This is a genomic window from Castellaniella sp. (assembly GCF_049671645.1).
Classification (GTDB): Bacteria; Pseudomonadota; Gammaproteobacteria; order Burkholderiales; family Burkholderiaceae_B; genus Castellaniella.
Map to the genome: position 1 here is coordinate 1 of NZ_JBATVG010000005.1, position 23,913 is coordinate 23,913.

At 62.7% G+C, this 23,913-nt stretch carries 20 protein-coding genes, 1 tRNA gene and 2 pseudogenes; 15 read left to right on the forward strand and 8 right to left on the reverse strand.

Annotated elements, in window-relative coordinates; translation table 11 throughout:
- From WBG56_RS01005 to aroE, 11 genes and pseudogenes are all read left to right on the forward strand, one after another.
- Positions 1-127: pseudogene (locus WBG56_RS01005) on the forward strand (elongation factor Tu); the annotation flags it as partial.
- 81 nt (positions 128-208) lie between these two features.
- Positions 209-284 (forward strand) — tRNA-Trp (locus tag WBG56_RS01010).
- Positions 285-324: 40 nt separating this feature from the next.
- Positions 325-705 carry a preprotein translocase subunit SecE gene (secE, locus tag WBG56_RS01015; protein WP_424264689.1) on the forward strand — a complete coding sequence of 127 codons (381 nt, stop codon included), beginning with the start codon at positions 325-327 and terminating at the stop codon, positions 703-705.
- A gap of 14 nt (positions 706-719) precedes the next feature.
- A complete protein-coding gene (gene nusG / locus WBG56_RS01020; RefSeq protein ID WP_424264690.1) occupies positions 720-1,253 on the forward strand; it encodes a transcription termination/antitermination protein NusG in 534 nt (177 codons plus the stop codon).
- Between the two features lie 136 nt (positions 1,254-1,389).
- Entirely contained in the window at positions 1,390-1,824 is a 435-nt protein-coding gene (rplK, locus tag WBG56_RS01025) for a 50S ribosomal protein L11 (protein WP_424264691.1), read from the forward strand.
- A 2-nt stretch (positions 1,825-1,826) separates the two neighbouring features.
- A complete protein-coding gene (gene rplA / locus WBG56_RS01030) occupies positions 1,827-2,522 on the forward strand; it encodes a 50S ribosomal protein L1 (protein ID WP_424264692.1) in 696 nt (231 codons plus the stop codon).
- 228 nt (positions 2,523-2,750) lie between these two features.
- Entirely contained in the window at positions 2,751-3,275 is a 525-nt protein-coding gene (gene rplJ, locus WBG56_RS01035) for a 50S ribosomal protein L10 (protein ID WP_424264693.1), read from the forward strand.
- A gap of 73 nt (positions 3,276-3,348) precedes the next feature.
- The gene (rplL, locus tag WBG56_RS01040) at positions 3,349-3,729 is read left to right on the forward strand and encodes a 50S ribosomal protein L7/L12 (RefSeq protein WP_424264694.1); all 381 of its coding nucleotides are present in this window, start codon (positions 3,349-3,351) and stop codon (positions 3,727-3,729) included.
- Positions 3,730-3,895: 166 nt separating this feature from the next.
- Complete coding sequence (gene rpoB, locus WBG56_RS01045; RefSeq protein WP_424264695.1) at positions 3,896-7,999, forward strand: DNA-directed RNA polymerase subunit beta; 4,104 nt, start codon at positions 3,896-3,898, stop codon at positions 7,997-7,999.
- Positions 7,999-12,258: a DNA-directed RNA polymerase subunit beta' gene (gene rpoC, locus WBG56_RS01050; RefSeq protein ID WP_424264696.1), complete on the forward strand. Its 4,260-nt coding sequence runs from the start codon at positions 7,999-8,001 to the stop codon at positions 12,256-12,258. The genes rpoB and rpoC overlap by 1 nt, the downstream gene beginning before the upstream one ends.
- A 171-nt stretch (positions 12,259-12,429) precedes the next feature.
- Positions 12,430-13,242, forward strand: a complete 813-nt coding sequence (aroE, locus tag WBG56_RS01055; RefSeq protein ID WP_424264697.1) for a shikimate dehydrogenase — start codon at positions 12,430-12,432, stop codon at positions 13,240-13,242.
- Between the two features lie 38 nt (positions 13,243-13,280).
- On the opposite strand, the gene WBG56_RS01060 is transcribed toward aroE, so the two are convergent.
- From WBG56_RS01060 to WBG56_RS01095, 8 genes and pseudogenes are all read right to left on the reverse strand, one after another.
- Positions 13,281-14,096 (reverse strand): sugar phosphate isomerase/epimerase family protein, encoded by an 816-nt coding sequence (locus WBG56_RS01060; RefSeq protein ID WP_424264698.1) that lies wholly within the window; start codon positions 14,094-14,096, stop codon positions 13,281-13,283.
- Positions 14,097-14,135: 39 nt separating this feature from the next.
- Positions 14,136-14,783 carry a TetR/AcrR family transcriptional regulator gene (locus tag WBG56_RS01065; RefSeq protein WP_424264699.1) on the reverse strand — a complete coding sequence of 216 codons (648 nt, stop codon included), beginning with the start codon at positions 14,781-14,783 and terminating at the stop codon, positions 14,136-14,138.
- On the reverse strand, positions 14,776-15,222 hold the full coding sequence (aroQ, locus tag WBG56_RS01070) for a type II 3-dehydroquinate dehydratase (RefSeq protein WP_424264700.1): 447 nt from the start codon (positions 15,220-15,222) through the stop codon (positions 14,776-14,778). The genes WBG56_RS01065 and aroQ overlap by 8 nt, the downstream gene beginning before the upstream one ends.
- Before the next feature lie 76 nt (positions 15,223-15,298).
- On the reverse strand, positions 15,299-16,315 hold the full coding sequence (locus WBG56_RS01075; RefSeq protein ID WP_424264701.1) for a TRAP transporter substrate-binding protein: 1,017 nt from the start codon (positions 16,313-16,315) through the stop codon (positions 15,299-15,301).
- Positions 16,316-16,338: 23 nt separating this feature from the next.
- On the reverse strand, positions 16,339-17,619 hold the full coding sequence (locus WBG56_RS01080; protein ID WP_424264702.1) for a TRAP transporter large permease subunit: 1,281 nt from the start codon (positions 17,617-17,619) through the stop codon (positions 16,339-16,341).
- Complete coding sequence (locus WBG56_RS01085) at positions 17,616-18,125, reverse strand: TRAP transporter small permease (RefSeq protein ID WP_424264703.1); 510 nt, start codon at positions 18,123-18,125, stop codon at positions 17,616-17,618. The genes WBG56_RS01080 and WBG56_RS01085 overlap by 4 nt, the downstream gene beginning before the upstream one ends.
- Positions 18,126-18,170: 45 nt before the next feature.
- Positions 18,171-19,049: pseudogene (locus WBG56_RS01090) on the reverse strand (shikimate dehydrogenase); the annotation flags it as partial.
- A gap of 172 nt (positions 19,050-19,221) precedes the next feature.
- Positions 19,222-20,103 carry a 4-hydroxyphenylpyruvate dioxygenase gene (locus tag WBG56_RS01095; protein WP_424264704.1) on the reverse strand — a complete coding sequence of 294 codons (882 nt, stop codon included), beginning with the start codon at positions 20,101-20,103 and terminating at the stop codon, positions 19,222-19,224.
- Between the two features lie 384 nt (positions 20,104-20,487).
- On the opposite strand from WBG56_RS01095, the gene rpsL reads away from it, so the two are divergent.
- From rpsL to WBG56_RS01115, 4 genes are all read left to right on the forward strand, one after another.
- Positions 20,488-20,862, forward strand: coding sequence for a 30S ribosomal protein S12 (rpsL, locus tag WBG56_RS01100; RefSeq protein ID WP_346951432.1), 375 nt, complete (start codon positions 20,488-20,490; stop codon positions 20,860-20,862).
- Between the two features lie 149 nt (positions 20,863-21,011).
- Positions 21,012-21,482, forward strand: a complete 471-nt coding sequence (rpsG, locus tag WBG56_RS01105; protein WP_424264705.1) for a 30S ribosomal protein S7 — start codon at positions 21,012-21,014, stop codon at positions 21,480-21,482.
- 29 nt (positions 21,483-21,511) lie between these two features.
- Positions 21,512-23,614, forward strand: a complete 2,103-nt coding sequence (gene fusA, locus WBG56_RS01110) for an elongation factor G (RefSeq protein ID WP_424264706.1) — start codon at positions 21,512-21,514, stop codon at positions 23,612-23,614.
- Positions 23,615-23,680: 66 nt separating this feature from the next.
- Positions 23,681-23,913: GTP-binding protein (locus WBG56_RS01115; RefSeq protein WP_424264707.1), on the forward strand; the 233-nt coding region annotated here is incomplete at its 3' end.

A 23,913-nucleotide genomic window follows, 5' to 3' on the forward strand; every position in this document is an offset into this window, starting at 1 on the left:
GGGTGACAACGTCTCGATGACGGTGAACCTGATTGCGCCGATCGCCATGGAAGAGGGCCTGCGTTTCGCCATCCGCGAAGGCGGTCGTACCGTGGGCGCCGGCGTCGTCGCCAAAATCATCAAGTAAAACTGATGTACAATGGTGGGCTGGTCGCTCACCACGTCTTAAAAAACGACGGTGCGGCAACGCACCATCGTTTTTAGGTCTAGGGGTATAGCTCAATTGGCAGAGCGTCGGTCTCCAAAACCGAAGGTTGAGGGTTCGATTCCTTCTGCCCCTGCCACCGATCACTTCACCGCCATTGCGGTGCCAACCGCCCGATTATGTCGCAACAGAACGTAGAAACAGTCAATCGAACCGCTGACCGGCTCAAGCTCGGTCTGGCTGTGCTTGTCGTTGCGGCAGGGATCGTGGCGTATTCAGTTCTGGTCAATCAGCCGACTTACGTCCGCGTAGGCGCCTTCATTGCCGGCCTGATCGTAGCGGCCGTCATTGTCGTATTCAGCGATACCGGGCGGCGCACGTTGGCCTTCGGCCGTGAATCCTACAACGAGACCCGCCGTGTCGTCTGGCCTTCGCGCCAGGAAACCACGCGCATGACAGCGATTGTGTTCGCCTTTGTGGTTGCCATGGGAGTCCTGCTGTGGGTGGCTGACAAGCTGCTGGGCTGGATCATCTATGGTCTGCTGCTGGGCTGGAACTAAGGAACAATTTCCGCATGAGCAAACGCTGGTATGTCGTCCATGTCTATTCTGGCATGGAAAAAAGCGTCCACAAGGCTTTGGTTGAACGCATCGAGCGCGCCGGGCTGCAGGATGCCTTCAGCCGTATCCTGGTTCCTTCGGAAGAAGTCGTTGAAATCAAGGACGGTCGCAAGTCCATCACTGAACGCCGGATTTTCCCCGGCTATGTGCTGGTCGAGATGGACCTGACCGACGAAACCTGGCATTTGGTCAAAAGCACCAACCGCGTCACCGGGTTTCTGGGCGGGTCCGGTAATCGGCCGGCCCCGATCTCCGAACGCGAGGTCGAAAAGATTCTATCGCAAATGGAAGAGGGCGTGGAAAAGCCGCGCCCCAAGGTCCTCTTCGAAGTCGGCGAAACCGTCCGCGTCAAAGAAGGCCCGTTTGCCGACTTCAACGGCAGTGTCGAAGAAGTCAATTACGAAAAAAGCAAGGTCCGGGTGTCGGTCACGATCTTTGGTCGCGCCACGCCGGTCGAGCTGGATTTCAGCCAGGTCGAAAAGGTCTGACTTTTTACCGCCAGGCCGCGCTAAGGTAAAAATGCCCCTCCGGGGCAGCAAGCCGAAGGCGCAGCGTGGGGGCGTTTATTAACCCGGGGAGCCAGTCCTTTCCAGGACGGGCGCAACTACCCGACAGGAGCATCGCATGGCGAAGAAAATCGTCGGCTTCATCAAGCTGCAAGTGCCAGCTGGTAAGGCCAATCCCTCCCCCCCGATCGGTCCGGCGCTGGGTCAGCGCGGTCTGAACATCATGGAATTCTGCAAGGCGTTCAACGCCAAGACCCAGGGCATGGAACCCGGTCTGCCGATTCCGGTGGTGATCACCGCGTTTGCCGACAAGAGCTTCACGTTCATCATGAAGACTCCGCCGGCCACGATTCTGATCAAGAAAGCCGCGGGTATCCAAAAGGCCTCGGCTCGTCCGAATTCCGAAAAGGTCGGCACGCTGACCCGCGCCCAGGCGGAAGAAATCGCCAAGACCAAAGAACCGGACCTGACGGCCGCCGATCTGGACGCCGCAGTGCGGACCATTGCCGGTAGCGCCCGCAGCATGGGCATCGACGTGGAAGGGGTGGTGTAATCATGGCAAAGCTCAGCAAACGCGCCGCAGCTATCGCTGCCAAGATCGACCGCACCAAACTGTACGCCGTGGCCGAAGCCCTGACCCTGGTCAAGGAAACCGCCACCGCCAAATTCGATGAATCCATCGACGTGGCCGTGCAACTGGGCATCGATCCGAAAAAATCCGACCAACTGGTTCGCGGTTCCGTCGTGCTGCCCGCCGGCACGGGCAAGACCGTTCGCGTCGCCGTGTTCGCCCAAGGCGAAAAGGCCGAAGCCGCCAAGGCCGCCGGCGCCGACATCGTCGGCCTGGACGACCTGGCCGCCAGCATCAAGGCCGGCAACATCGACTTTGATATCGTCATCGCCTCGCCCGACACCATGCGCGTCGTCGGCGCCCTGGGTCAGGTGCTGGGTCCTCGCGGCCTGATGCCGAACCCCAAGGTCGGTACCGTCACGCCCGATGTGGTCACTGCCGTGAAGAACGCCAAGGCCGGTCAGGTGCAGTATCGCACCGACAAGGCCGGCATCATTCATGCCACGATCGGTCGCGCGTCCTTCGACGTTGAAAAGCTGCAAAGCAACCTCAGCGCCCTGATCGACGCCCTGAACAAGGCTCGCCCCGCGGCGGCCAAGGGCATCTATCTGCGCAAGGTTGCCGTGTCCTCCACCATGGGTGGCGGGGCGCGTGTCGAGTTGGCCTCGCTGGCCGCTTAAGACACACAGAACTTTGGGCCGTGCCCGGTCATTTGATCGGGCACTGCTGTCAAAGACCGCTGGAGCCCTTCATCCAGACATCATCGGATCAAGGGCTTAATCCCGGGTAGTTGACCGGATCCAGCGTAGACGGCGCCCAGGAAGATTTCATTCATGAACTCGACCAGGTGCGCCGCATTCGGTTGATGTCGGAGGTTTCTCCGGCATCGTTAGAAGGAGTGTTCAACCATGAGTCTCAATCGCCAAGAAAAGGCGGTGGTCATCGAGGAAGTCGCTGCTGAAGTCAGCCGCGCCCAGTCGATCATCGTCGCCGAGTATCGTGGTCTGGACGTCGCCTCCGTAACCGTATTGCGCAAAACTGCGCGTGAATCGGGCGTGTACCTGCGCGTGTTGAAAAACACGCTGGTGCGTCGCGCGCTGTCCGGCACCCCCTTTGATGGGTTGTCGGCACAGCTGACCGGTCCGCTGATCTACGGGATCAGCACTGACCCGGTCGCGGCCGCCAAGGTCCTGTCCGATTTCGCGAAAACCAACGACAAACTGGTCATCACTGGCGGGGCCCTCCCCAACAGCCTGCTGAACCAGGATGGCGTCAAGGCTCTGGCCACGATGCCGTCGCGCGAGGAATTGCTGTCGAAGCTGCTGGGCACCATGCAGGCGCCCATCGCTCAGTTTGTGCGTACGCTCAACGAAGTGCCCACGAAGTTCGTGCGCGGCCTGGCGGCCGTCCGCGACCAGAAGCAGGCTGCGTAAGCAGACTGCGTGGGGCTTCGCTGTTACCAGCGACAACCAAACCTGGCTTATTTAATTATCTGGAGTTCTAAAAATGGCAACTAAAGCTGAAATCCTGGACGCGATCGCCGCCATGAGCGTGCTCGAACTGTCCGAGCTGATCAAAGAAATGGAAGACAAATTCGGCGTGTCCGCCGCTGCGGCCGCTGTCGCCGTGGCTGCTGCCCCGGCCGCCGGCGGCGCTGCCGCCGCTGCTGAAGAGCAAACCGAATTCACGGTCGTCCTGGCCGAAGTCGGCGCCAACAAGGTCAGCGTCATCAAGGCTGTTCGTGAAATCACCGGTCTGGGCCTGAAAGAAGCCAAGGACCTGGTCGATGGCGCTCCGAAGCCCGTCAAGGAAGGCGTGGACAAGGCTGGTGCCGAAGACGCGAAGAAGAAGCTGGAAGAAGCCGGCGCCAAGGTCGAACTGAAGTAAGACCCTGCTCGCCGCGCCCGGGAAGCTATCACGCCTTCCCGGGCTTTTGCGTTTCCAGAAAACCCGCGTTCGGTGCCCCTGGCGGCATCGCCCAGAGCCGGGTTTTCCGGAGTCGTAAACCATGGCCGTGGTTAACGGCCTAAGCAACCCTCGAGTCGGAGTGCTCATGCCTTATTCGTACACCGAAAAGAAGCGCATACGCAAAAGCTTCGCCAAGCGCGCGGACGTCCAGGACGTTCCGTATCTGCTGGCTACGCAATTGCATTCGTTCAAGACCTTCCTGCAGGCGGATAGTACCGCATCCAAACGCAAGGATGAAGGTCTGCAGGCGGCCTTCAATTCGATATTTCCAATCGTCAGCCACAACCAGATGGCCCGTTTGGAATTTGTCAGCTATGTGCTGGGCACCCCGGTCTTTGACGTCAAGGAATGCCAGCTGCGTGGTCTGACCTATGCGTCGCCCCTGCGGGCGAAAGTCCGCCTGGTGCTGATGGATCGTGAAGTCAGCAAGCCCACCGTCAAGGAAGTGAAAGAGCAGGAAGTCTACATGGGCGAAATTCCGCTCATGACGGACACCGGTTCGTTTGTGATCAACGGGACCGAACGCGTCATCGTGTCGCAGCTGCACCGTTCGCCCGGCGTGTTCTTCGAGCATGACCGCGGCAAGACCCACAGTTCCGGCAAGCTGCTGTTTTCCGCCCGCGTGATTCCTTACCGCGGCTCCTGGCTGGATTTCGAGTTCGACCCCAAGGACATCCTGTTCTTCCGGATCGACCGTCGCCGCAAGATGGCCGTCACCATCCTGCTGAAGGCCCTCGGCATGACGCCGGAAGCCATCCTGGCCTATTTTTCCAGCTTCGACCACATCGCGCTGCACAACGAAGGCGGCATGCTGGAATTCGTGCCGGATCGCTGGAAGGGCGAGGTCGCCCGCTTTGACATCGCCGACAAGAAAGGCAACGTCATCGTCGAAAAAGACAAGCGCATCAATGCGAAGCACCTGCGCGACCTGACCGCCGCCAAGGTCGATCATATTTCCGTGCCGGAAGACTTCCTGCTGGGCCGCGTGCTGGCGAAGAACGTCGTCAGCCCCGACACCGGCGAAGTGCTGGCGCAGGCCAACGATGAAATCACGGAATCCCTGCTGGCCGAGCTGCGCGCCGCCGGCATCCGCGACATCGAAACGCTGTACATCAATGAACTGAACGAAGGCGCCTACATTTCCCAGACGCTGCGCACGGATGAGACCGCCGACCAGATGGCCGCGCGCGTGGCCATCTATCGCATGATGCGTCCCGGCGAGCCGCCGACCGAAGAGGCCGTCGAGGCCCTGTTCCAGCGCTTGTTCTATTCCGAGGAAACCTACGATCTGTCGCGCGTGGGTCGCATGAAGGTCAACAGCCGTCTGGGCCTGAACGAAGGCAACGAAGGCCCGCTGACGTTGACCGACGACGACATCCTCAGCACCATCAAGGTGCTGGTGGATCTGCGCAACGGCCGCGGCCAGATCGACGACATCGATCACCTGGGCAACCGGCGCGTGCGCTGCGTGGGCGAGCTGGCGGAAAACCAGTTCCGCGCCGGCCTGGTGCGCGTCGAGCGCGCTGTCAAGGAACGGCTGGGGCAGGCGGAAACCGAAAACCTGATGCCGCACGACCTGATCAATTCCAAGCCGATTTCGGCGGCCATCAAGGAATTCTTCGGCTCCAGCCAGCTGTCGCAGTTCATGGACCAGACCAACCCCTTGTCGGAAATCACGCACAAGCGTCGTGTGTCCGCCCTGGGACCGGGCGGTCTGACGCGCGAGCGCGCGGGCTTCGAAGTCCGCGACGTGCACCCGACCCACTACGGCCGTGTCTGCCCGATCGAAACGCCGGAAGGCCCGAACATCGGTCTGATCAATTCCCTGGCCCTGTACGCCCGCCTGAACGAATACGGCTTCCTGGAAACCCCGTACCGCAAGATCATCGACGGCCGGGTGTCCGACCAGATCGAATATCTGTCGGCCATCGAGGAAAGCAAATACGTCATCGCCCAGGCCAATGCGCATCTGGACGATGAAGGCCGTTTCGAAGACGATCTGGTCGCCTGCCGCGAAGCGGGTGAAACCATGCTGACGGCCCCGGCCAACGTCCACTACATGGACGTGGCTCCGTCGCAGATCGTGTCGGTGGCGGCATCCCTGATCCCGTTCCTGGAACACGACGACGCGAACCGGGCACTGATGGGCGCCAACATGCAGCGTCAGGCCGTGCCTTGCCTGCGGCCTGAAAAGCCGCTGGTGGGCACCGGCATCGAACGCACCGTGGCCGTGGACTCGGGCACGACCGTGCAGGCCACGCGTGGCGGGATCGTCGATTTCGTCGATGCGGAACGTGTCGTGATCCGGGTGAACGATGATGAAAACGTCGCCGGCGAAGTCGGCGTGGACATCTACAACCTGAAAAAATACACGCGTTCCAACCAGAACACGAACATCAACCAGCGTCCCATCGTGGCGCGCGGCGACCTGGTCGCGCGCGGCGACGTGCTGGCCGATGGCGCTTCCAGCGATCTGGGCGAACTCGCCCTGGGCCAGAACATGCTGATCGCGTTCATGCCCTGGAACGGCTACAACTTCGAAGACTCGGTGCTGATCTCCGAGCGCGTGGTGGCCGACGACCGCTACACCTCGATCCACATCGAGGAACTGACTGTCGTCGCCCGCGACACGAAGCTCGGACCTGAAGAAATCACGCGCGATATCTCGAACCTGGCCGAGACCCAGTTGAACCGCCTGGACGATTCCGGCATCGTGCACATCGGCGCCGAAGTCCGCGCCGACGACGTGCTGGTCGGCAAGGTCACGCCCAAGGGCGAGACCCAGCTGACGCCGGAAGAAAAGCTGCTGCGCGCCATTTTCGGCGAAAAAGCGTCCGACGTGAAGGACACGTCGCTGCGCGTGCCCTCCGGCATGGTGGGCACCGTCATCGACGTGCAGGTCTTCACGCGTGAAGGCATCGAGCGCGACAAACGCGCCCAGTCCATCATCGACGACGAACTGCGCCGCTACCGCCAGGACCTGAACGACCAGCTGCGCATCGTCGAGAACGACGCCTTCGACCGCCTGCGCAAGCAGTTGCTGGGCAAGACCGCCAATGGCGGCCCCCGCAAGCTGGCCAAGGGCACGGCGCTGGCCGCCGAGTACCTGGACGATCTGGACCGCTGGCAGTGGTTCGACATTCGCCTGTCCGACGAGGACGCCGCCGTCGCCCTGGAACAGGTCAAGGACGCGCTGGAGCAGAAACGCCACCAGTTCGATCTGGCCTTCGAGGAAAAGCGCAAGAAGCTCACGCAAGGCGACGAACTGCCGCCGGGCGTGCTGAAGATGATCAAGGTCTACCTGGCCGTCAAACGCCGCCTGCAACCGGGCGACAAGATGGCCGGCCGTCACGGCAACAAGGGTGTCGTCTCTCGCATCACGCCGATCGAGGACATGCCGCACATGGCCGACGGCACGCCGGTGGACATCGTGCTGAACCCCCTGGGGGTGCCGTCGCGGATGAACATCGGCCAGGTGCTGGAAGTGCACCTGGGCTGGGCCGCCAAGGGCCTGGGTCAGCGGGTCGCCGACCTGCTCGACGAGGAACGCGGCGTGCAGATCAAGTCCGTGCGCAAGATGCTGGATACGGTCTACAGCGGTTTCGCGAAGCTGGATCAGCTGTCCGACGACGAGGTCATGTCGCTGGCCAACAACCTGCGCCGCGGGGTGCCGCTGGCCACGCCGGTGTTCGACGGCGCGACCGAGGAAGACATCACCCACATGCTGGAAGTCGCCTACCCGGATGACGTCGCCGAGCGCCTGAAGCTCACCAGCGGCCGCACCCAGGCCTGGCTGACCGACGGCCGCACCGGCGAGGAATTCGAGCGTCCGGTGACCGTGGGCTACATGCACTTCCTGAAGCTGCACCACTTGGTGGACGACAAGATGCACGCCCGTTCCACCGGTCCGTACTCCCTGGTCACCCAGCAGCCGCTGGGCGGCAAGGCGCAGTTCGGGGGCCAGCGTTTCGGGGAAATGGAAGTCTGGGCGCTGGAAGCCTATGGCGCCGCCTACACCCTGCAGGAAATGCTGACGGTGAAGTCCGACGATATCTCCGGCCGGACCAAGGTCTACGAGAACATCGTCAAGGGCGATCACGTGATCGATGCGGGCATGCCCGAGTCCTTCAACGTGCTGGTCAAGGAAATTCGATCCCTGTCCCTGGACATGGATCTGGAGCGTAAATAATGAAAGCGCTACTCGATCTCTTCAAGCAAGTCTCCCAGGACGAGCAATTCGACGCCATCAAGATCGGCATTGCCTCGCCCGAAAAGATCCGCTCGTGGTCCTTTGGCGAGGTCCGCAAGCCCGAGACGATCAACTACCGCACGTTCAAACCGGAACGCGACGGTCTGTTCTGCGCCAAGATCTTCGGCCCGATCAAGGACTACGAGTGCCTGTGCGGCAAGTACAAGCGCCTGAAGCATCGCGGCGTCATCTGCGAAAAGTGCGGCGTCGAAGTCACGGTGGCGAAGGTCCGTCGCGAGCGCATGGGCCACATCGAGCTCGCCAGCCCGGTGGCGCACATCTGGTTCCTGAAGTCCCTGCCGTCGCGGCTGGGCATGGTGCTGGACATGACGCTGCGCGACATCGAGCGCGTGCTGTACTTTGAAGCCTGGTGCGTGATCGAACCCGGCATGACGCCGCTGAAACGCGGCCAGATCATGTCCGACGACGATTACCTGGCCAAGACTGAGGAATACGGCGACGACTTCCACGCCCTGATGGGCGCGGAAGCCGTGCGCGAACTGCTGCGCACCATCGACATCGACTCCGAAGTCGAGAAGCTGCGCGGCGAGCTCAAGGCCACGGGCTCCGACGCCAAGATCAAGAAGATCTCCAAGCGCCTGAAGGTCCTGGAAGGCTTCCAGAAGTCCGGCATCAAGCCCGACTGGATGATCATGGAAGTCCTGCCGGTGCTGCCGCCGGACCTGCGCCCCCTGGTGCCGCTGGACGGCGGGCGTTTCGCCACGTCCGATCTGAACGATCTGTACCGCCGCGTCATCAACCGCAACAACCGCTTGAAGCGCCTGCTGGAACTGAAAGCCCCGGACATCATCCTGCGCAACGAAAAGCGCATGTTGCAGGAATCCGTGGATTCGCTGCTGGACAACGGCCGCCGCGGCAAGGCCATGACCGGCGCCAACAAGCGCCAGTTGAAGTCCCTGGCCGACATGATCAAGGGCAAGAGCGGGCGCTTCCGTCAGAACCTGCTGGGCAAGCGCGTCGACTACTCGGGCCGTTCGGTCATCGTGGTGGGTCCGCAGCTGCGCCTGCATCAGTGCGGCCTGCCCAAGCTGATGGCGCTGGAACTGTTCAAGCCCTTCATTTTCAACCGCCTGGAAATGATGGGTCTGGCGACCACCATCAAGGCGGCGAAGAAACTGGTCGAAAGCCAGGAACCCGTCGTCTGGGACATCCTGGAAGAAGTCATCCGCGAACACCCGGTCATGCTGAACCGGGCGCCGACCCTGCACCGTCTGGGCATCCAGGCGTTCGAGCCGCAACTGATCGAAGGCAAGGCCATCCAGTTGCACCCGCTGGTCTGCGCGGCCTTCAACGCCGACTTCGACGGCGACCAGATGGCCGTGCACGTGCCGCTGTCCCTGGAAGCCCAGCTGGAAGCCCGCACCCTGATGCTGGCGTCGAACAACGTGTTGTTCCCCGCCAACGGCGAACCGGCCATCGTGCCGTCCCAGGACATCGTGCTGGGCCTGTACTACGCTTCGCGTGAACGCATCAACGGCAAGGGCGAGGGCATGTTCCTGGCCGACCTGGCGGAAGTCCAGCGCGCCTACGACAACCACGAAGTCGAGCTGCAGACCCGCATCACGACGCGTGTGCCGGAATACGTCAAGGGCGAGGACGGCGAATGGCAGCAGGAAATCCACCGTTATCAGACCACGGTGGGCCGCGCCTTGCTGTCCGAGATCCTGCCGCAGGGCCTGTCGTTCACGGTGCTGAACAAGTCGCTGAAGAAAAAGGAAATCTCCAAGCTCATCAACATGTGCTATCGCCGTTGCGGCCTGCGGGCCACGGTGATCTTCGCCGACAAACTGATGCAGTCCGGTTATCGCCTGGCTACTCGTGCGGGCGTGTCCATCGCCATGGGCGACATGGTGGTGCCCGACGCCAAGCGCGACATCCTGGCTCAGGCCTCCGGCGAAGTGAAGGAAATCGACCGCCAGTATTCCTCCGGTCTGGTCACGGCCCAGGAACGCTACAACAACGTGGTGGACATCTGGGGCAAGGCCGGCGACCGCGTGGGCAAGGCCATGATGGAACAGCTCTCCACCGAGCCGGTCCTTGACCGCCACGGGAAGGAAACCCGCCAGGAATCGTTCAATTCCATCTACATGATGGCCGACTCCGGCGCCCGGGGCTCCGCCGCCCAGATCCGCCAGCTGGCGGGGATGCGCGGCCTGATGGCCAAGCCGGACGGCTCCATCATCGAAACCCCGATCACGGCCAACTTCCGGGAAGGCCTGAACGTGTTGCAGTACTTCATCTCGACGCACGGCGCCCGCAAGGGCCTGGCCGATACGGCGCTGAAGACCGCCAACTCCGGTTACCTGACCCGCCGTCTGGTGGACGTGACCCAGGACCTGGTAATCACCGAAGACGATTGCGGCACCACGCACGGTTACGTGATGAAGGCGCTGCTGGAAGGCGGCGAAGTCGTCGAAGCCCTGGGCGACCGGGTGCTGGGACGTGTGACGGCCATCGACGTGGTCAATCCGGACTCCCAGGAAACCGTCATTCCGGCAGGCACCCTGCTGGATGAAGACAAGGTCGAACTCATCGAGCGCCTGAACATCGATGAGGTCAAGATCCGCACGCCCCTGACCTGCGAAACCCGCCATGGCCTGTGCGCCCATTGCTATGGACGCGATCTGGGCCGCGGATCCCTGGTCAACAAGGGCGAAGCGGTCGGCGTGATCGCCGCCCAGTCCATCGGCGAACCGGGCACCCAGCTGACGATGCGGACCTTCCACATCGGCGGCGCGGCCTCGCGTTCGGCGCTGGCCAGCTCCATTGAAACCAAGTCCGCCGGCGCCGTGGGCTTCGCCATCGGCCTGCGCTACCTGACCAATGCCAAGGGCGATCGCATCGCCGTGTCGCGGTCCGGCGAAATCGTCGTCTATGACGACAATCGCCGCGAGCGCGAACGCCACAAGGTCCCCTATGGCGCAACCATCCTGGTGGGCGACGGCGACACCATCAAGGCCGGCGCCAAGCTGGCTACCTGGGACCCGCTGACCCGTCCGATCGTGTCCGAATACACCGGCGCGGTCCGTTTCGCCAACATCGAGGAAGGTGTGACCGTCGCCCGCCAGGTCGACGAAATCACCGGCTTGTCCACGCTGGTGGTGATCACGCCCAAGACGCGCAGCACCAAGGGCGCGGCGCGTCCGCAGATCCTGCTGCTGGACGAGCAGGGCCAGGAAATCAAGGTCGCCGGCACCGACCATGCGGTCGCGATCTCGCTGCCCGTGGGCGCGCTGATCACCGTGCGCGACGGCCAGGCCGTCGGGGTGGGCGACTTCCTGGCGCGGATCCCGCAGGAATCGCAGAAAACCCGCGACATCACTGGCGGTCTGCCGCGTGTGGCCGAGCTGTTCGAGGCCCGGTCCCCGAAGGATGCCGGCGTGCTGGCCGAAGTCACCGGCACGGTGTCCTTCGGCAAGGACACCAAGGGCAAGCAGCGTCTGGTCATCACCGACATGGACGGCGTCAGCCACGAGTTCCTGATTTCCAAGGAAAAGCAGGTGCTGGTGCACGACGGCCAGGTGGTCAACAAGGGCGAACTGATCGTCGACGGCCCGGCCGATCCGCACGATATCCTGCGCCTGCAGGGCATCGAGCCTCTGGCCTCTTATGTGGTCAACGAAGTCCAGGACGTCTACCGTCTGCAGGGCGTGAAGATCAACGACAAGCACATCGAAGTCATCGTGCGTCAGATGCTGCGTCGCGTGAACATCACCAATGCGGGCGATACGGAATTCATCACCGGCGAACAGGTGGAACGCGCCGAACTGCTGAATGCCAATGACCGCATGGACGCCGAGGGCAAGCTCCCGGCTTCGTACGACAACGTGCTGCTGGGGATCACCAAGGCCTCGCTGTCCACGGATTCGTTCATCTCGGCCGCGTCCTTCCAGGAAACGACCCGGGTGCTGACCGAAGCCGCCATCATGGGCAAACGCGACGACCTGCGCGGCCTGAAGGAAAACGTCATCGTGGGTCGCCTGATCCCGGCGGGTACCGGTATGTCCTACCATATCGCCCGTCACGAAAGGGAGATCTTCGAGGCCGCCGAACGGGCCGCCGCGCGCGAGCAGGCCAACCCGTTCGCCGATCCTTCGGAGATGGCGCACGTGGGTTCCGACGAGACCGGCGCCGATGCCGATCCGGCAGCGAACTCGGAGTCGCAGTCCGAAGAATAAGCCGCGATCGCGACGTGCTGAACGCGCCGCCCCGGATTCGTCCGGGGCGGCGTTTTTTCATGGCGCCGCCGGATTCCTCGCGCCTTGGGCGATCACGAGATTTCCCGGAAGATCTTCCGATGGAATTTTTGCTACGCTAACGGTCCGATCGACCAGCCTGCCTTCTTTCCCATGACCGACCGCTATGCCGTCATCGGCAATCCGATTGCCCAGTCCAAATCCCCTGTCATCCATGCGGCATTCGCCCGGCAGTTCGGCCATGACATCCGCTACGAGGCCATCCTGGCCGCGCCGGACGCTTTCGAGCCGGCGGTGCGGGCGTTCATGGCCGCGGGCGGCAAGGGCATGAACGTCACGGCGCCGTTCAAGCTGGATGCCCTGGCCCTGTCCGACCGGCTGAGTGATCGGGCGCGGGCGGCCCAGGCCGTGAATACCTTGAGTTTCACGCAGGACGGCATCCTGGGCGACAACACGGATGGCTTCGGTCTGGTTTTCGATATCCAGAGTCATCTGGGCGTGCCGCTGGCGGACCGGCGGGTTCTGATCGTCGGGGCGGGCGGCGCGGCGCGAGGCGTCTTGCTGCCGGTGCTGCAGGCCGGTCCGGCCAGCCTGCTGGTCGTCAATCGCAACGAGGATAGGGCCCGGGCCTTGATCGAGCCCTGGAAGGACAGTCAGCCGATCGCGGCGGGCGGCTTGTCGGCGGCGCATGGCGGGCGGTTCGACGTCGTCATCAATGCGACTTCGACGGGCCTGTCCGATGGCGCTCTGGATCTGGGGCGGGAACTGTATGCGCCGGGGGCGCTGGCCTACGAGATGGTCTACGGCCGCCAGACGCCCTTCATGGCGGACGCCCGCGCCCAGGGGGCCGCCCTGGTGGCCGACGGCCTGGGCATGCTGGTCGGACAGGCGGCGGAATCCTTCCGCATCTGGCGCGGCGTCATGCCGGACGTGGACGCGGTCTTGCGGATGCTGCTGCCGCGCTGAGCGGATCCCGGGCGCCGGCCGTTGTGGCCGGCGGGGCGCTAGTCGTTTTCCCGATCGAAAAACCGCTGCGACGCCTCCAGGCAATACCGGACCCAGGCGGCCTGGCCGCGCTGCTCGCACTGGGCATCGTTGGGGATTTCAATGCTGATGGGAATGTCCTGCGGCAACCGCTGAAGGATAGCTTTCAGCGGGATGCCACCTTCTCCGGGCGCCAGGCGCGCGGATCTGGATTGGTGGATCATCCCCGCCGTGTCGGTCGGCGCGTCCGCCGGCGCGTCGCAGATCTGCGCATAGTGCGTCATTGACGCCGGCAGGTCCGCCAATTGGTCCAGCGTGCTGCCGGATCGGGCGAAGTGCAGCGGGTCGATCAGCACGCCGCCGTTGTCCTGCCCCGCGGCTTCGATGAGCGAGCGGGCGGCGGCCAGATCGTTGATCGCCAGCCAGGGCATGAACTCGATGTCGGCGGTGAGGCCGTACGGTTTGCACGCCTCGCAGAGGCGGGCGAATGAGTCGATCAGGCGGTTCCTGTCCCGGTCTTCTCCGGCCACCAGGATGTGTTTCGCGCCCAGTTGTTGCCCGGCCTCGAAAAAGGACTGGTAGGGGCTGACCTTGAAGGTCTCGTTCAGGCGCAGGATTTCAATGTCCTGGACCTGGATGCCGGTATCCCGCATGCGCGCCAGCGTTTCGTCCCGCAGCAGCGGATCGTCCATCAGGCGGTAGGCGACCCCGCCGAAGGTGAAGGGCAGCAGTCGCAGCCCGCAGGCCTGGTAGCCTGCCTGGGCGGCGATATCCACCAAGGCGGGCGGGGTCAGATTCAGTGCAGTCAGGTGGGCAAGGGAAAAACGGCGAGACATGTCGATCCATCCAGTAGCCGAACGGCGGTATGGGCAGGGTTATGCCAGCATGTAGCGCAACACCATCTCGATGACGTTGGCGCGTCGCTGCGCGTAGATCTCCGGGTCCATCACGTTGCGCCGGAAAATCAGGGAAAAGGTGTGCTGGTTGGCCACGTTGAAGAAGCACAGCGCGCTGATCGATGCGTGGATGTCGATCGGATCCAGGTCCTTGCGGAACAGGCCCTGTTCGCAGCCGCGCGCGTAGATGCCCCGGATTCCGGCGATGGCGGGAATGTTCAGGTCCTTGATCGTGGCCGATTGCGCCAGGTAGTGGCCGTTGTGCATGTTCTCGTTCATGACCAGCCGCACGAAATCGGTGTTTTGCGACTGATAGTCGAAGGTGAACCCCACCAGCGTGCGCATGGCCTGATCCGGAGGCAGGCTTTCCAGATGCAGCGTGCTTTCGATGTCCCGGATGTTGCGGTAGGACTCTTCCAGGGCTGCCAGGTACAGCCCCTGCTTGCTCTTGAAGTAGTAGTAGATCATCCGCTTGCTGGCGGACGTCTGTTCCGCGATTTCGTCGATCCGGGCGCCTGCCAGCCCCTTCTTGGCGAATTCCCGGATGGCGACTTCCAGGATGTTCCGGCGGGTCGCGACCGGGTCATTGGCGCGACCGCCCGACCCCTGGGGGACGGTGTCATGCATGTTGAGCCTTCGCGGCTGAAACGGCCGCCTGCAACGCCAGCAGGTAGCTATCCGCCCCGAAGCCCGCGATCTGGCCCAGGCACACTTCGGCCAGCACGGACTGGTGGCGGAATGCCTCGCGGGCGTGGATGTTGGACATGTGGGTTTCAACGATGGGCACGGACAGAATGGCCAGCGCGTCCCGGATGCCATAGCTGTAATGGGTCCAGGCCCCTGCGTTGATCACGATGCCGGCGATGCCCTCGTCGTGCGCCCGGTGGATGCGTTCGCAGAAGGCGCCTTCGCAGTTCGTCTGGTAGGTTTCGACCTCGACTCCGAGTTCCGCGGCGCGCCGGGTCAGTCGGGCGTCGATCTGTTCCAGCGTGATCGTCCCGTATTGCTTGGGGTCGCGCTTGCCGAACATATTGAGGTTGATGCCGTGCAGAACGAGGAATTTCATGAATGCATGTCCAGTGTATGAAGTGGGGAATCCGGATGCGGACCGGCGCCGGGCCGGCCCGCATCCGGCGGGGCCGCTACTGCTGGCGGATCTTGTCCAGCTGGGTGTACAGGGCCTTCGCGGTTTCTTCGCCGACTTCCTGCGAATACTTTTCCACGACGGGTTTGACCATTTCGCGCATCTTGTTCAAGTCGTCCGGTGACATCTCTGTGACTTGCATGCCGTGCTTCTTCAAGGTTTCCAGCGCGGTGGCGGCGGCATCGCGCGAGACCTTGCGCTGATAGACGGCTGCCTCGGTGGCGGCATCCTGAATCAGCTTCTGCTCGTCGGGGTTGAGCGTGTCCCAGAACTTCTTGCTGATGATAACGGACTGAGGGTTATAGATGTGGCGCGTGATGGCCAGATACTTCTGCACCTCGTCGAGCTTGGCGTTCAGGATGACCGTGAAGGGGTTTTCCTGGCCGTCCACCGCGCCTTGTTCCAGTGCGTTGTAGACCTCGGGCCAGGCCAGCGGCGTCGGGTTGGCGCCCAGGGCCTTGAAGACATCCACATAGATGGGCGACTGGATCACGCGCAGCTTAAGGCCGGCGATGTCTTCGGGTTTGTTGATGGGGTGCTTGCCGTTGGTGATGTTGCGAAAACCCAGGTCGAAGTAGGCCAGGCCCACCAGGCCTTTGGCCTGGAGCTTCTGGTGCAGCGCCTGCCCGAAGGGGCCGTCCACCAGGGCGTCCACTTCCTTGTCGTTGTTGAACAGGAAGGGGAAATCGTAGGCGGCGAAGTCCTTGACCTGGGCCTGCAGGATGCCTGAATTGAGCACCGTCATTTCGATGGTGCCGCCCTGCAGCGCCGAGACGGTTTCCAGATCGCCTCCCAGGACGCCGCCGGGAAACAGCCGCACCCGGATCTTGTTGCCGGATTTCTGGGCGACCAGGTCGGCGAATTTCTGCATGCCCATCACCTGGGGATGCCCCTTGTTGTTCTGCGAGGCGAACTTGATCGAGTGTTCGCGGATGTCGGCGGCATGGGCGGGGGCCAGGGATGAAAGGCCTAGCGCCATGGCGACGGCGGTGCTCAGGAATAAACGTCGTTTCATGCTTGTCTCCTTTTGTGGTCAGACTAGTAAAGCCAGTGGGCGGGTACGAGAACCAGGCTGGGGAACAGCACCAGAAGCGCCAGGACGATGAGCTGTGCGATCAGGAACGGCAAGGCGCCCCTGACCGTGTCGTCCATGCTCAGGCGGCCGACGCCGGCCACGGTGTTGAGCACCGTGCCGACGGGCGGCGTGATCAGGCCGATGGCGTTGTTGATGATGAAGAGCACCCCGAAATACACCGGATCGATGCCGGCGGCTTTCACGGCGGGCATCAGCACGGGCGTCAGGATCAGGATGGTGGGCGTCATGTCCATGGCCGTGCCGATCAGCACCACCAGGATCATGGCGATGATCATCAGCAGCATCGGGTTGTCGATCAGGGGTTCGAGCAGGTCCACCATGCGGTCGGGCAGTCCGGCCACCGTGATGAGCCACGCGCTGACCATGGCGGCGGCCACCAGCAGCATGATGATGGCGCTGACCTTGGCCGAGTTGTAGAAGACCTGGTAGAAGTCCTTCCAGGACATTTCCCGATAGATCACCGTGGACACGAACAGGGCGTACACGGCCGCCACCACGGCGGCCTCGGTGGGGGTGAAGATGCCGAAGCGCAGACCGACGACGATGATGACGGGCATGCCCAGCGCCCAGATGCCTTCGCGCGCGGCCTGCAGGACTTCGCGCAGAGTTTTCCGGGGCGTGGGCGTGAGGTTTTTTTCCCGGCGCATCAGCCATGCCCAGGTGAACCACAGCGCCGCGCCCATCAGCAGACCCGGGAAAATGCCGGCCAGGAAGAGCTTGGAGATCGAGACATTGGCCGACACGCCGAAGATGATCAGCCCGATGCTGGGCGGAATCACCGGCGCGATGATGCCGGCCGAGGCGATGAGCCCGGCGGCCTGCTTCTTGTCGTGGCCGGCCGCGACCATCATGGGCAGCAGCAGCGCCGTCATGGCGGCGGCATCGGCGACGGCGGAGCCGGACAGCGCGGCCATCAGGCAGGCGGTGATGATGGTCACGTAGCCCAGCCCGCCCCTGACGTGGCCGACCAGGACCATGGCGAAGTTCACGATGCGCCGCGACAGCCCGCCCACGGTCATGATTTCGCCGGCCAGCATGAAAAAGGGCACGGCCAGCAGCGGGAAACTATTGGCCCCGTTGATCAGGTTTTGCGCCAGGATCTGGGCATCGAACATGTCCAGCTGCCACATCAGGGCGACAGCCGAGACCATCAGCGCGAAGGCGATGGGCATGCCGATGGCCATCGAACCCAGCAGCGCGACGAGGAAAGTCGTGAGAATCATGCTTGTCCTCCGGTGTTATCCAGGAACCGGTCCACGGACTGGGCGGACCCCGTGGCGAGTTTGACCAGGTCGCACAGCAGCACCAGCGCGCCCAGCACGCTGAACACGATGCCGCTGGAATAGAACAGACCCATCGACATGCCCGTGATGGGGGCGGGCACGGACAGGTTGATTTCGGTCTGGTCCAGCGCGCCGCGAAAGACCAGCCAGCATAGGTAGAGCATGACCAGCCGGCCCGCCAGCAGGCAGATGCGCCGCCCGGCCGGACCGAACGCGTTGACGATGAAATTCGATCCCAGATGGGCGTTTTCGCGCATGGCGACCACGCTGCCCAGGAACGTCACCCAGATGAACAACATGCGGGAGACTTCTTCGGACACGATGATCCCGGAGTTGAAGCCGTATCGCAGCACGACGTTGCCGAAGACGAGGACCACCATGATCATCAGCATGATGGCGATCAGGCATTGCAGGGATTTGGTGAAGCCTTCAATAATCCTGTTCAAGATAATCTCCCTGGAGGGGGTGAGAGAGGCTCAGCCGTCCTGGCGGGCGGCTGCCCGGTGTTTCAGGACCTGGGTGACGTGATCGGTCATGCGGGCGCTATCGGCCGGGATGCCGTCCGTGTAGAGCTCGAAGGCGCGGGCCGCCTGGTGCACGACCATGCCGATGCCGTCGATCGTGTGGCAGCCCTTGGCGCGGGCGATCCGCAGCAGTTCGGTTTCCAGCGGGAAATAGATGATTTCCGAGAACCAGTGCCGGGGTTCCAGCAGTTCCGGCGGCAGCGGGGTGCCCGGATGGCTGGCCATACCGATCGGCGTGGCGTTGACCAGGCCGTCCGCCTGCCGCATGGCGCGGGCCAGATCGTCGCCGACTTCGATGCTCGCGCCCGGAAAGCGCGCTTGCAGCGCCTGGGCCAGATCCTGCGCCCGCTGCGCCGATAGGTCGAAGAGCGTCAGGCGACGGGCCCCCAGGCGCAGGACCGCGTCCGCCACTGCGGACCCGGCGCCGCCCGTGCCCAGCTGGACGACATGCCCAAGCGCTCGGCCGGCCATGTGCTGCCGCATGTTCTGTGTGAAGCCGTAGTGGTCGGTGTTGTGGCCGATGCGCCGGCCGTCGCACAGCACGACCGTGTTGACCGCGCCGATGGCCTGCGCTTCGTCCGAGAGCTCGTCCAGATGCTGGATGACCGCCTGCTTGCAGGGATGTGTGATGTTCAGTCCGTTGAAGCCCAGCCGTTCCGCCGAGGTGAGCAGTTCCGGCAGGGCGGCGGCGGTCAGCCGCAGGGCATCCAGGTCGATGCGTTGGTACAGGCACAGGATGCCGTGGCGGGCGGCTTCGTCTTCGTACAGGGTCGGGCTCAGGGATTCACGGATCCCTTCTCCGATCAGGCCCAGCAGCAGGGCGGGTTTTTCAGTGGTGAGTCGCATGGTGTCCATAAATGTACTAACTGGTACATGCAATGACTGTAGTTGAGGCCTGAATCACCGTCAAACAGATTTTTCTAGGGATTTTCCCGAGAGGGCGTCCAGACTCGGGTACGTGAAAAACCCGGCGCGGGGCCGGGTCGGACGTTGGAGAAAGTGCGCCGCAGCCAGGCTGTCAGGGGCTTTCCGGGGTGGCGGGGCAGCGGACGATTTCGAAATTGATGCCGAAGGACAGTCCCGCCGTCACGGCGCCCTGCGTGTCGGGATGCGCGAACTCATTGTCTTCGAAGGAAACCCCGCGCTCTCGCAGGATGCGGACGGTGGCCGGCACGTCCGGGGTGCCGAACGCCAGGCGCGCGAGCTGTTCGTACCATTCGGCATCGAACAGGGCGTCTCCGACGGGCTCGATCAGTTGCAGGTAGAAATGCCCATGCGGGCTTTGAAGAATGGTGCCCTGCGGCAGGATGCCGAACCGGGTTTGGGGCGGCAGCGCGCGAAACCCCATCATCCGGGCGTGGAAACGGATCCATTCGGCGGTGCTTTCCGGGTTGATGTATTGAACGACGCCGAAGAACTTCAGCCCGCCGATGAGCGCAGGCGGGTTGTGGTCGTCGGACACGTATTCGAAATCGACGTCGTAGATGGACACCTTGTGCTGATGGTCGACCAGATAGAGCGTGGAGTCGCCGGGGCCCCGGATGCCGGGGATTTTCAGCTCCATGACGTCCGCCCGGGTGGGGACCGCCCAGGCGCCTTGCTGGATGCAGTGATGATAGGCCTGGTTGGCGTTGGCGACCCGGATGGCGATGGCGCTGATCTGGTCGCCTTCGTCTTGCACCGTCCGGCTGGACAGTGCGATGTCGTCCGCGTTGATGATGATGTTCATGTCGCCCTGGCGGTACAGCGAGACCGCCCGCGAGCGGTGCCGGGCGACGAGCCGGAAGCCCAGCCGCGTGAATACGGCGCCCAGGTCGTCGGGGTGCGGCGACAGATATTCGATGAACTCGATCCCGCGCATGCCAAGAGGATCTTGTTCGGTCACAGCATCGTAGGTCATCGCTTGCTCCGTCGTTGAGCCGGCCAATGGGATCGGCGGACTCCTGTCTCCGGATCGGCGTCCGGAACCCTGAATTAACCAAACAGTACACTAGCCGACCCGAAACTGACAATATCGCGGCGCGGGCAGGCGTATTGGCCGTGACATTCAAAACGGCTTGTCTCTTATCCAGGCAACATGCTACACTGGCGAGCTTACCGAATAAAGGCGGCAGGTCGCAGTATGCGCTGCCTGGTTTGTCGCCATCGGTCAGTTCATCAGGCACACCGCCTGATGGGTTCGTGCAAGACCCGCTCTTTTACGTCATTCGTTTCAGGCGGATTTTGTGCTAATCACCTGAATATCGACGTAAACGTACGCAAGTACAAAGGATGCGTAAAGGTCATGCCTACTATTGCTCAACTGCTGCGCAAACCGCGCCAAGTCAGTCGCGAGAGCAGCAAGAGCCCCGCGCTGGAAAATTGCCCCCAGCGTCGCGGCGTCTGCACCCGTGTCTACACCACCACCCCGAAAAAGCCGAACTCCGCTCTGCGTAAGGTCGCCAAGGTGCGCCTGACCAACGGTTTCGAGGTCATCTCGTACATTGGCGGCGAAGGCCACAATCTCCAGGAACACTCGGTGGTTCTGGTGCGTGGCGGTCGCGTCAAGGACTTGCCGGGTGTGCGTTACCACATCGTGCGCGGTTCTCTTGACCTGCAAGGCGTCAAGGACCGCAAGCAATCCCGTTCCAAATACGGCGCCAAGCGGCCGAAGAAATAATTCTCCGCTGTCCCGCCGTTCCCCATTGATCGCTCGTCGATCGAAAACGTGCAGCCACAGCCATCCGGCTCTGGCAGGTAAGTGGCTCTCCCAATGGAAGCCGTGGCCGTCGAAAAGCGGCTCAACTGAATCGTCACAAGGAAATTGAAATGCCTCGTCGTCGCGAAGTACCCAAACGTGAAATCCTCCCTGATCCCAAGTTCGGCAGTGTCGAGCTGGCCAAATTCATGAACGTCGTCATGCTGTCCGGCAAGAAAGCCGTGGCGGAACGCATCGTGTACGGCGCGTTTGACCAGATCCAGGCCAAAACGGGCAAGGAAGCCATCGAAATCTTCAACACCGCCATCAACAACATCAAGCCGGTGGTTGAGGTCAAATCCCGCCGTGTCGGCGGCGCCAACTACCAAGTGCCGGTTGAAGTGCGCCCCGTGCGCCGCCTGGCCCTGGCCATGCGCTGGTTGCGTGAAGCCGCGAAAAAGCGCGGCGAGAAATCGATGGACCTGCGTTTGGCGGGTGAACTCATGGACGCCGCCGAAGGCCGCGGCGGCGCCATGAAAAAGCGTGAGGACACCCACAAGATGGCAGAAGCCAACAAGGCCTTCAGCCACTTCCGCTGGTAATCCAGCCGGCCCTTCCACAGGAAACAATCATGTCCCGCAAGACTCCCATCCAGCGCTATCGCAATATCGGTATTTCCGCGCACATCGATGCCGGCAAGACCACCACGACCGAGCGCATCCTGTTCTACACCGGCGTCAACCACAAGATTGGCGAAACCCATGAAGGCTCGGCCACCATGGACTGGATGGAGCAGGAACAGGAACGCGGCATCACCATCACGTCGGCTGCCACCACGGCATTCTGGCGCGGGATGGAACACCAGTACGACGAACACCGCATCAACATCATCGACACCCCGGGACACGTGGACTTCACCATCGAAGTCGAACGTTCCATGCGCGTGCTCGATGGCGCCTGCATGGTGTATTGCGCCGTGGGCGGCGTTCAGCCTCAGTCGGAAACCGTGTGGCGCCAAGCCAACAAGTACGGCGTGCCTCGCCTGGCCTTCGTGAACAAGATGGACCGTACCGGCGCCAACTTCTTCAAGGTCTACGAGCAGATGCGTCTGCGCCTGAAGGCCAACCCCGTGCCCATCGTCATCCCCATCGGCGCCGAGGACAGCTTCAAAGGCGTCATCGACCTGACCAAGATGCGCGGCATCATCTGGGACGAAGCCTCCCAAGGCACGAAGTTCGACTACGTCGACATTCCCGCCGAACTGGTGGATCAGGCCAACGAATGGCATGAAAAGCTGGTCGAGGCCGCCGCCGAGGCCAACGAGGAACTGATGAACAAGTACCTCGAGACCGGTGTGCTGACCGAGCAGGAAATCGACCAGGGCATCCGCCTTCGCACCATCGCCGGCGAAATCCAGCCGATGCTGTGCGGCACTGCCTTCAAGAACAAGGGCGTGCAGCGCATGCTCGACGCGGTCATCGATTACCTGCCTTCCCCGGTGGACATTCCCCCGGTGCAGGGCACCGACGACGAAGGCAATGCCATCAGCCGCAAGGCCGACGACAACGAAAAGCTGTCGGCGCTGGCATTCAAGCTGATGACCGACCCGTTCGTGGGCCAGCTGACCTTCATCCGTGTGTATTCGGGCGTGCTGAAATCCGGCGACACCGTCTACAACCCGATCAAGGGCAAAAAGGAACGCATCGGCCGCATTCTGCAGATGCACGCCAACAACCGCGCCGAAATCAAGGAAGTGGTTGCCGGCGACATCGCCGCTGTCGTGGGCCTGAAGGAAGTCACCACGGGTGAAACCCTGTGCGACGTGGGCGATCACGTCCTGCTGGAACGCATGGAATTCCCGGAACCCGTGATTTCGCAGGCCGTGGAACCCAAGTCCAAGGCCGACCAGGAAAAGATGGGCATCGCCCTGCAGCGCCTGGCCGCCGAAGATCCGTCCTTCCGTGTGCGCAGCGACGAGGAATCCGGCCAGACCATCATTTCCGGCATGGGCGAACTGCACCTGGAAGTGCTGGTGGACCGCATGCGCCGTGAATTCGGTGTCGAGGCCAACGTCGGCAAGCCCCAGGTGGCCTACCGCGAAACCATCCGCAAGACCTGCGACGAAGTCGAAGGCAAGTTCGTCAAGCAGTCCGGCGGCCGCGGCCAGTATGGCCACGTGGTGCTGAAGCTCGAACCCCTGGAACCGGGCGGCGGCTACGAATTCGTGGATGCCATCAAGGGCGGCGTGGTGCCGCGTGAATTCATCCCGGCGGTGGACAAGGGCATCCAGGAAACCCTGCCTGCGGGCGTGGTGGCCGGCTATCCGGTCGTGGACGTCAAGGTCACGCTGTTCTTCGGTTCGTACCACGATGTGGACTCGAACGAAAACGCCTTCAAGATGGCCGGCTCCATGGCCTTCAAGGAAGGTATGCGCAAGGCCAACCCGGTGCTGCTCGAACCCATGATGCACGTGGAAGTCGAAACGCCCGAAGACTACGCCGGTACCGTGATGGGCGACCTGTCGTCCCGTCGCGGCATGGTGCAGGGCATGGATGACATCCCGGGCGGTGGCAAGATCATCAAGGCCGAGGTTCCCCTGGCCGAGATGTTCGGGTATTCGACCAGCCTGCGTTCGCAGACCCAGGGTCGCGCCACCTACACGATGGAATTCAAGCACTACGCCGAGGCCCCGCGCAACGTGGCCGACGAAGTCATCGCCGCTCGCGGCAAATAACATAATGCCCGGCCGCGAGGCCGGGCGTTTCCCTCTTTCATTTCCTAGGAAATTACAGGAATCATCATGGCAAAAGGCAAGTTTGAACGGACCAAACCGCACGTGAACGTGGGGACGATCGGGCACGTTGACCACGGCAAGACGACCCTGACGGCAGCCATCACGACGGTGCTGGCCAAGGCGATGGGCGGCGAAGCCAAGGGCTACGACCAGATCGACAACGCGCCCGAAGAAAAGGCGCGCGGCATCACGATCAACACCTCGCACGTGGAATACGAGACGGCCAACCGTCACTACGC